This window comes from Microcystis sp. LEGE 00066, assembly GCF_015207925.1.
Classification (GTDB): Bacteria; Cyanobacteriota; Cyanobacteriia; order Cyanobacteriales; family Microcystaceae; genus Microcystis; species Microcystis ichthyoblabe_A.
Genome location: NZ_JADEVX010000165.1, coordinates 1 through 9,459, shown reverse-complemented (window position 1 = coordinate 9,459; position 9,459 = coordinate 1). Strand labels below are relative to the sequence as shown.

7 protein-coding genes and 3 pseudogenes are annotated in these 9,459 nt (G+C 43.1%); 5 read left to right on the top strand and 5 right to left on the bottom strand.

From position 1 onward, the window contains the following. Window positions 1-273: transposase family protein (locus IQ224_RS18490; protein ID WP_194032966.1), on the bottom strand; the 273-nt coding region annotated here is incomplete at its 3' end. Between the two features lie 295 nt (window positions 274-568). Between IQ224_RS18490 and IQ224_RS18485 the strand changes: the two are divergent. Beyond that, a pseudogene (locus tag IQ224_RS18485) lies at window positions 569-1,334 on the top strand (IS1 family transposase). Here IQ224_RS18485 and IQ224_RS18480 read toward each other — a convergent pair. Continuing rightward, window positions 1,331-1,537 carry a hypothetical protein gene (locus IQ224_RS18480; protein ID WP_002746748.1) on the bottom strand — a complete coding sequence of 69 codons (207 nt, stop codon included), beginning with the start codon at window positions 1,535-1,537 and terminating at the stop codon, window positions 1,331-1,333. The pseudogene IQ224_RS18485 and the gene IQ224_RS18480 overlap by 4 nt on opposite strands. 324 nt (window positions 1,538-1,861) lie before the next feature. On the opposite strand from IQ224_RS18480, the gene IQ224_RS18475 reads away from it, so the two are divergent. After that, window positions 1,862-3,217: a serine/threonine-protein kinase gene (locus IQ224_RS18475; protein WP_002746746.1), complete on the top strand. Its 1,356-nt coding sequence runs from the start codon at window positions 1,862-1,864 to the stop codon at window positions 3,215-3,217. On the opposite strand, the gene IQ224_RS18470 is transcribed toward IQ224_RS18475, so the two are convergent. The 3 genes and pseudogenes from IQ224_RS18470 to IQ224_RS18465 form a co-directional block, all read right to left on the bottom strand. Next, window positions 3,209-4,648 (bottom strand): aminotransferase class I/II-fold pyridoxal phosphate-dependent enzyme, encoded by a 1,440-nt coding sequence (locus IQ224_RS18470; RefSeq protein WP_002746745.1) that lies wholly within the window; start codon window positions 4,646-4,648, stop codon window positions 3,209-3,211. The two genes, IQ224_RS18475 and IQ224_RS18470, sit on opposite strands and share 9 nt — an antisense overlap. Before the next feature lie 344 nt (window positions 4,649-4,992). Next, window positions 4,993-5,108 (bottom strand): annotated as a pseudogene (locus tag IQ224_RS24340) (RNA-guided endonuclease TnpB family protein); the annotation flags it as partial. 14 nt (window positions 5,109-5,122) lie between these two features. Further along, window positions 5,123-5,704 carry a hypothetical protein gene (locus IQ224_RS18465; RefSeq protein WP_002746740.1) on the bottom strand — a complete coding sequence of 194 codons (582 nt, stop codon included), beginning with the start codon at window positions 5,702-5,704 and terminating at the stop codon, window positions 5,123-5,125. 205 nt (window positions 5,705-5,909) lie between these two features. Here IQ224_RS18465 and pyrH point away from each other — a divergent pair, with 205 nt between their 5' ends. From pyrH to IQ224_RS18450, 3 genes and pseudogenes are all read left to right on the top strand, one after another. After that, window positions 5,910-6,632 (top strand): UMP kinase, encoded by a 723-nt coding sequence (gene pyrH / locus IQ224_RS18460; protein WP_002732255.1) that lies wholly within the window; start codon window positions 5,910-5,912, stop codon window positions 6,630-6,632. 13 nt (window positions 6,633-6,645) lie between these two features. After that, on the top strand, window positions 6,646-7,167 hold the full coding sequence (gene frr / locus IQ224_RS18455; protein WP_002746738.1) for a ribosome recycling factor: 522 nt from the start codon (window positions 6,646-6,648) through the stop codon (window positions 7,165-7,167). 711 nt (window positions 7,168-7,878) lie between these two features. After that, window positions 7,879-9,336: pseudogene (locus tag IQ224_RS18450) on the top strand (protein kinase); the annotation flags it as partial. Window positions 9,337-9,459: the final 123 nt, after the last annotated feature.

The window sequence follows — 9,459 nt, the reverse complement described above, 5'->3', positions numbered from 1 at the left end:
TACAATCCGACATATAGTTGATTCTGATAGTTCCCAGCTTGTACCAATGTGAAAATATGTTCTATATTCTCGCCAATATTCTAACGTTACTAAAACTTGTTCTTCTATAGATAGTTTAGGTTTCGGTCCCCTTTTAGATGGTGAATTAGAGTCGGCTTCAACACTTTTTACTGATTCTACCATCTTTCTATAGGTTTGTTTATACACACCGAAACGGCGTTTGAATTGTTCATCTGATAAGTTTTGATAATCCATAATTTTGCTAATAAACATAGCAAAATTATAGATGATTTCCTGACCTAAGATCACATTTTATTCTTTTTTCCACTTCAATCTAAGAATTGAGAAAAAAGCAAAAAACTCCATTATACCATAAAAAAATTATGCAAGAGGTCTATAGATTGAAAGGTAATGATTCGGTAGTAGTGGCGTAGCTCTCTTGCTTACCTGGTATGAATTGTGTAAAATATTTATTAATAAAAATAATTGGAACCCGATCAGTCTTTAAACCTCTAGCTTGATCATGACTTTTCTGATAAATATCTTTTTCTGGCTCCTGTCTGGCTTACTGAAATATCAGTCTAGCACCGAACAAAGTACCCCCCCTAGTTCACCTCCGTTCCCCTGTCCTAATTGTGGTTCTCACCATAGGATCAAGAATGGTTCTATTCATAATGGAAAACCCAAACGTCAATGTAAAGAATGTGGTCGTCAGTTTGTGATCAATCCCACTAATAAAACCGTATCTGACGAAACCAAACAATTAATTGATAAACTCTTGCTCGAACGAATTTTCTTACGAGTAATTGCTAGAGTAACAGGGGTAAGTTGGTCATGTTTACAAAATTATGTCAACAATAAACTGGCGACTGTCCACCGTCAAATAAAGGTTTCGGACAAACTAAAAGGTAAATTGGTTATAGAATGTGATGAGATGTGGTCTTTTGTTTTTTCTCAGACGATAAAGGTTTATATTTGGCGGTTAATTGATAGAAATACAAGGGAAATTATTGGTTGCTATGCGCGGAGATAGGAGTCGTCAATCAGCCAAAAAACTTTGGGGCTAGTTTACCCGGTGTTTACCGACAATGCGCTGTTGCTTACACAGACTGTTGGGAGTCCTATAAGACAGGAATTCCTAGTAAACGTCATCGACCAGTCGGGAAAGAAACTGGTCAAACTAATCCTATTGAAAGATTAAATAATACCTTTCGACAAAGGATTTCTCGGTTGGTGAGAGAGAGTCTATCTTTCTCTAAAAAAATGGAGAATCACGTTGGGGAACCCTTTGGTATTTTATCCATGACTACAATGCACACCTGGCAAAGGATTAAGCCGCCATCACTACTACCGAATCACCACCGGCGCGATCAATCGCTTTGATAATCAGGAATAACCGCCCCTCTGTTTCACCGATTAGGGCTTCGATTAACTCTCCCTGGGATTTTGATGCGACTGTGGCAATGCGCGACCATATCTCGCTCACCTCTTCTTTTGTCCTTTCTTGTCGATCATCCTCTGCTAGATATAGAGTCATAATTCATCTGAAATACATTTACGATACATTTGAGTTTACTGCCTTTGGGAAAAAAAAGCAATATTTTCAAGCGCATCAAAACGCCGCGGCCAGAACCCTTGCCTTGGCTGATATGCGTGACCCGATTGATAACCGCCCTTATCTGGCTGAATTTTTTTCGGCCAAAGACTTGACAAACTCTAAAATTTTTGCTAACCTTGTAGTAGAATGGGAATCCGTGTAGACCTACGAACCCTCTTTTTAAATCTTTCTCAAGAATAAAAATTTTAACCCGAATTGCCGGTAGTAGCTAAACTAAGAGCAGTACCACGGGAAACGGTGATTATGGAAGTTATTTGCACGCGTCCCCACTGTCCGAGACCGCGTAATCAGTGCCTAGACCTAGACGATAGCAATCGCTTAACCTCGATCGAGCAGAAATATTGTATTACTTGCGGAATGCCATTAATTTTGGGGGGACGTTATTTACCAGAACGTCTATTGGGACAAGGGGGATTTGGGGCTGCATTTTTAGCAGTAGATCGTTATAGTCCCAAAAAAGCTAAATGTGTAATCAAACAATTCCAACCCTCTGGTAATTTAAGTCCCCAAGCTTTAGAAAAAGCGAAAAACTTATTTTTTCAAGAAGCGCACGTTTTAGAAGATTTAGGACGAGAACATCCCCAAATCCCCGATCTCTATGCTTTTTTCCCTTTAAAAGTCAAGAATCAATTAACGGGAGAAGAAGAGCAATTTTTCTATCTGGCCCAGGAATATATCGACGGTAAAAACCTAGAAGAAATTCTCCAACAGCAACAAAAACCCTTTCAAGAAAGTGAAGTTAAAAACATTCTCAAAGAATTACTTCTTATCCTCAAATTTATCCATGAAAATGGTTCCATTCACCGGGATATAAAACCATCTAACATCATGCTGTCCAAAAATGGCCGTCTCTATTTACTCGATTTTGGGGCAGTAAAACAGGCGACTAATAACCCTAGTAATACACAAGAGAAATCCACAACAATTTATTCAGCCGGATTTGCTCCTCCCGAACAACAATTAGGCAATCAGGTATCGGCAGCCACAGATTTATATGCCCTAGCAGCTACCTGTGTTATACTCTTAACTAATCGCGATCCTGATGAGCTATACGATCCGCAAAAACAGATATGGAATTGGCAAAATTATGCCCCTAATATCAGTGCAGATTTAGCCCAAGTATTCAATAAAATGTTACTAGCAAATCCCCGGGATAGATTTCAATCCTGTGAAGAAGTTTTAACCGCTTTAAATCCTCCTCCCCCATCTCCTCCACCTTCTCCAATTCCCCCAGCTTCTCCGGTGATGAGAAAAACTTCCCGCTTTTCTCTTGGGGAAACTTTCGCTAATGCTGCCTTTACAGGATTTGAGGGGACATTATTAGTAATTGCCTTAAATAGTTTAGTTCCCTCGGCAGGAATTGTCATCGCCTTTATGATCTTAGGTGGCTTAGTTTTGGCATTATTTAAAAAAGTGATTGAAGGAAAAGATTTACCGATTCTAGCAGCAATTACCCTCGCCTTACTGTTAATTCCGCAACTGCAAAACGGCCTAAGTTTTCCTGAAATTGCTATCATTGCCGTGATGGCAGCCATTGGAGCCATTGCTATTACTGCCTTTTTCTGGTTAATATATCAGATAATTTTGCGATTATTTTAAAACCCTGAAAGTTGCCAAATTATCATCACTACCGCCGGCAATCGTGCCACCGAGGTCTAAAATAGTTTGCAGATAGTCGAGGACTTCCTGAGAAATTAACTCACCCGGCATCAAAACGGGAATACCGGGGGGATAGGGACAGATAAGATCAGCACTAAGACGATCGAGGGCATTTTTCCGGGATACTATCTCTGTAGGGGCAAAAAAAGCCTTTCTAGGAGAAATAGCCAGATTTCCCGTGACTGGGGCAGGAGTCAGGGGTAAACTGGTAGAGGAAGGGGATTGAAGGGATTGAAAAGCAGTAATGAGGCGATTAATGTGTTCGCGATGATTGCCGATGGAGATAATAAAAGTAAGTTGGCTTAAAGTCGGTAATTCTGCCGTGACAGCGTATTTTTCTCGCAAAATATCGTCTATTTCGTAACCAGTTAAGCCAAAATCTTTGACAATTACCGTTAAACGAGTGCGATCGAACCAGTGACAACCCGGGATAGAATGGGGAAAGTCTAAAACAGAGATATTAGGAATTTTATCGAGTTCTTTTTGGGCAGTAGCGGCTAAATCGAGGGTTTTGGTCAGTAAATCTAGTCCTTGCGTCGCCATTTGCTTTCTAGCACTATCAAGGGAGGCGAGAAGCAAATAACTAGGGCTAGTGGTTTGAACTAATTGTAAGGCTCGATCGACTTTTTCGGAACTAATGCGATCGCTTTTTAAGTGTAACATCGATGCTTGAGTTAAGGCCCCTAAAACCTTATGGGTGGACTGAATAGCCATATCGGCGCCGAGAGAGAGGGCAGCGGGAGGTAAATCGGGATGAAAGGCAAAATGGGCCCCGTGAGCCTCATCGACGAGCAGCGGGATGGAATAATGATTGGTAATCTGGGCGATAGTTTTTAAGTCACAGCAAACCCCTTGATAGGTGGGAGAGACTACCATTACCGCTTTTGCGTCGGGATGAAGTTTCAGGGCATTTGCGAGGGATTGGGGGGTTATATTTAAATTTAGATCGATAGTGGGATTATATTCGGGATTGATAAAGATAGGCTGCGCTCCGGAGAGAATTAAGCCCGAAATTGCCGATTTATGAATATTTCTCGCCAAAATAATTTTATCTCCCTCGCCGCAAGTGGCTAAAATCGCCGCAATAACGCCACAACTGGAGCCATTGACTAAAAACCAGCTTTTATCTGCCGCAAATGTCTCGGCTGCTAAAATTTGCGCTTCTTTAATCACTCCCGTCGGGGCAAACAAATTATCCAGGTCGGGTAATTCGGGTAAATCGGCTTTAAAGACGCTTTTTCCTAGTAAATTACTTAAATCTTCCCCGATTCCTTCCCCCTGCTTATGCCCTGGTGCATAAAATGGTACATCTAAACTATTGACTTTTTTTTGCAGTTGTGATAGCAACGGAGCGGATTCTGGCGAAGGCATTTTTGGAAAGGAATTATGAATTATGGCTCTCTTGGATTTGGTGGGTAAAATGTATTCTAAGATACATTCCTCCTAGCGAGGGGGTGGAAGGAACCACTCCAGACACAGAGGACACAAAGATTGATCGCTTTTCTAGTAAGTTAAACTGGTCGCAACGCGCTCGCTACGCGAGATCACACAAAGAATAAGAGAGCCGGAAAACTTCGTACCTCACTATTAAGATAACTGCTCTAACATCTCTAGGGACATTTAAGGCTTTTTGGACCCTATGTCCACAGCAACGGTCAGACTTTTCGCTTTGTTGGTTGCCATCGAGAAATTAAGCGAAAATCCCGACCATATTAAGCGGATTTAGCCGATAGCATATCTCGAAAAGAACGCCATCCTAAGTCTGATATAGCACGGGATAGCTTACGGTTTTAACCATTCCTGATGTGTTGAAATCTTCTAAAACTATCGTAGTGAAAAAGCCAATTAGGCAAGGGATTCTCCCACTTCTAAGAGGGGACAAAAGGGAAAATAGGGAGAAACCGTCCAACGATAGAATTTTTTGCTGCTGGTGGACTGAAGATTAAAACGCAGGGAAACAAAGGGGAAAAAGGGAGATACGGAACAATTCCAACTGAAAGCCGGCTTAGAACTGCTATTATCGTCTTGCAAAGACCAAGCAGGGTATTGAAAAACCTCCCGGACGAGGGATTTTCCTTCATCGCTAACTTGGGCGCAGCTGCGACTAATGCCCGAAACCAAACAGAGACTATTACTGACACAATTATCATTAGAAGCCACGATCAGGAGATCTTCCCCAGTGGTGGTTAGTTCAAAAGCGATAAAATCTCCACCTTGCCAACGACTAAGGACTTGTCCCTGGGCATTCTGGTAGATAGCGCTGCAGTTTTCGGGATCGAGAAGACGATTACTATCGGGATCTAAGTAACCGCAAACCTTGCCCATCAGACGAGTTCCATCCTGAAACCCATAGACCCAATCAAAGGTATCGATGTTAGCGGCCTTTTGATTGTTTTTGTTAACCAATAGTAATCGATCGCTGACCACGGTTATTAATTCTCTATAAAACTAAGCTTCCCTTAATAACAAAGGTATCACTAAATACTAATTTCCCAACGAAAAGATTTATTAATCTTAACTTGTTGGCCCTGGGGGAGAGTGGACTGGTCAACTTAAATCAAGGCCAAAACCTGCTATCTTATGGGGAGACAAAAATTATCTAGATCTTGTTTTAGCGAGTGGTAGTAAGGGCATGGCGTACAAGCGGGTATTATTAAAACTGAGTGGGGAGGCCCTGATGGGCAATCTCGGCTATGGGATCGACCCGATGGTGGTTTCCGCTATCGCTCAGGAAATCTCCGAAGTGGTTGACCAAGGCATCCAATTGGCGATCGTGGTCGGTGGGGGCAATATTTTTCGGGGGGTGAAAGCCGCCTCGGCTGGCATGGATCGGGCCACGGCCGATTATATTGGTATGATAGCAACAGTCATGAACGCCATGACCTTGCAGGATGCCCTAGAACGAGCGCAAGTACCGACTAGGGTATTAACGGCGATCGCGATGCAGGAATTAGCTGAACCCTACATCCGCCGGCGAGCAATCCGTCATCTGGAAAAAGGTCGGGTGGTGGTTTTCGGTGCGGGATCGGGTAATCCTTTCTTTACCACCGATACCACGGCGGCCCTGCGCGCTGCCGAAATCGATGCGGAAGTGGTGTTTAAAGCGACGAAAGTGGATGGGGTTTATGATTCCGATCCCTCTCACAACCCTAACGCGCGACGCTTTCAAAGTCTCACCTACGGTCATGTGCTGACCCATGATCTGCGGGTGATGGACGGAACTGCGATCGCTCTGTGCAAGGAAAATAATATCCCGATAGTCGTTTTCGATCTGTCGGTAGCAGGTAATATTGTTCGCGCTGTCAAAGGTGAACCCGTTGGAACATTGGTAGGAGGATTCTGTGAAGTTAGCTGAAGTTCAAGACCATATGCAGAAAACCGTCGAATCAACCCAGAGAGCTTTTAATACGATTCGTACCGGCCGCGCAAATGCTTCTCTTTTAGATCGAATCGTGGTGGAGTATTATGGCATGGAAACTCCCCTCAAGTCCCTGGCCACTATTAGCACTCCCGACGCAACCACGATCGCCATTCAACCCTTCGATCGTACCAGTATGGGGGCGATCGAAAAGGCGATTTCTCTCTCGGACGTGGGTTTAACCCCCAGTAATGACGGTCAGACCATTCGTTTGAATATCCCTCCCCTCACTAGCGATCGCCGCAAGGAATTGGTCAAATTAGCGGCGAAATTGGCCGAAGAAGGAAAGGTAGCTGTCCGCAATATTCGTCGGGATGCGATCGATGCTATCCGTAAACAGGAAAAAAGTCACGAAATTTCTGAGGATGAATCCAGGGATTTACAGGATCAAGTCCAGAAATCCACCGATAAATTTATCGCCAAAATCGAGGATTTATTAACGACAAAAGAAAAAGATATCATGACCGTTTAAGTTTTTTTCTCCTAAGAAATAGAACAGGCTTTTTGTCTGTTCTATTTGGTTTTTTATCCCTAGGTAAAAGCTAGGGGGTAGTGGGGAGGTTTGGGGGTGAAGTCTTTCCGTATCGAGGCATCTCAGGTTATCAAAAATTCGAGTTTAAAATCCCGTCATTTGAGGACGGGGTAAGTTGTTGACTATCTCATTAAAGTCTTAGATTGTAAAATCTACAGCAATTTTCTGTTACACCAAATTAGCTGAAGCGTTCCACATCCTTGCCTAAAATCTTTGATCGATGCCAAAAAAGTTTTTGGCTAAGAAAAATCCTAATCAATGGGTTGACAGCAGGAGATAGGAGGGACTTTTTGATAGTTTTTGTTTTCTGGACTTAATTAAGTACGTAGGCGTTAAAAATTATCAAATGCCCCCCTTATCAAGGAGGGCAGGGGGGATCAAACCCAAAATCTATCTTCAATTTAATTATAATCAGCTACTTACCATTTTTGCTAATCTAATACCATTTCTCTAAATGAAAACTACACATCGAATTTAAGTCACCCTTTTTAAGGGGGATTTAGGGGGATTAAACTTCTGTAGTCAGACTTTGGAGAATTGGTATAACCAATAGCTCAAGGGCAGCGGGCAGCGAGGGTTGAAAAGAAAATCACCCGCACGAAGTTTATCCATTTTAAAATAACAGCATTCCTATTAGAGAGTCGCTATTAAATGCTAAACAATCGCTATGAAATCTTGGAACAACTAGGTAGAGGCGGTTTTGGCGAAACTTTCCTCGCGATCGATACTCGTATGCCCTCCGGCCGTAAATGTGTAATCAAGCAACTAAAGCCAGATGAGGCTACAACTGGCACAGCACCAACTTCAGATTGGTTTCAAGAACGTTTCCAGCGAGAAGCCGCTATTTTAGAAGAATTAGGGCAAAATAACCAACAAATTCCTCAACTTTACGAGTACTTTTCAGAAGGGGAAAATTTCTTCTTCGTCCAAGAATGGATTGAAGGGATCACCCTCAGTGAAAAACACCAACAAGAAGGCAACCTCTCGGAAGCGGAAGTAGAAAAAATCTTGGGAGAACTCCTACCCGTCCTCGACTACATCCACGGCCGAGGAATCATCCACCGGGACATCAAACCCGACAATATCATCCTGCGGGCCAGCGACGGTAAACCTGTTCTCATTGATTTTGGTATTTTCAAAGAGGTGAACAACATCAATGGCGGCAGTAAAACAGTCCCATTGGGAACTCCTGGCTACATGGCATCAGAACAAGCAGCTGGCCATCCAGTTCCCTCCAGCGACCTCTACAGCTTGGGTCTAACCGCAATTTTCCTGCTGACGGGCAAAACTCCTCAAGCTCTCACCAGCGACCCCAACACCGGTGAAATCCTCTGGCGAAAAGATGCGCCCCACCGACCCTCGAATTTAGCCGCCGTTATCGATCGCGCTGTCCGTTTCCACCCCCGTGATCGCTTCACCTCTGCTCAAGAAATGTTAACCGGCTTGCCTAGTTCCGCTGGACGGAAAAAAACGCCTGTTGTTGTTCCTCCTGATACCAAAATTCTCCCGCCGCCACCACCTCCACCTCTCCTACCATCGATGTTTAACCGTTGGTTCTGGGTAATTTTTATTGTTATAACTGGTGGGCTTTCTTTTGGGTTTGGCTATCCAATAATAAAACCGTTGTTGGATTCCTTGTTCCCAAATAAACCAACGGTTGAAGAACTGCCATTGATTGAGCCGTCGAGCCAGATTAATTCTTTTGTACTAGACCGAGACGGTCAAACTTTGGTAGGTGGGGATGAGAAAGGGAACATCTACCTGTGGGAAGTGGCAACTGGAAAACGGAAAAAAACCATAGCAGGACAAGGAAAAGCTATTTTAGAGATCGCTATAAGTAACGATCAACAAATATTAGCCAGCAGCAGTGAAGATGGCACAATCAAGGTTTGGGATTTAAAAACGGGGAAAGAACGTATTACCCTGCCAAACCAACGAGGTTTGATCGCCCTAGCCTTAAGTTCCGATGGCAATACACTGGTTACTGGTGGAGAAGATGCAACAGTTAAACTCTGGAATCTGTCAACGGGAAATTTAATCGAGACGCTACCGGTGGAAAAAGAGGTGGTATCCCTTGCCATTAATCAAGACGCATCAATTATCGTCAGCAATTCTCATTTTGAAATAAATAGAGCATTAACCCCGATTTTGGCATGGGCATATAGTACAAAGTAACTATTTTTGAGGAGAGGCGATCACCCAAAAAAACAGTTGGCTGGACAAATTAAGTAT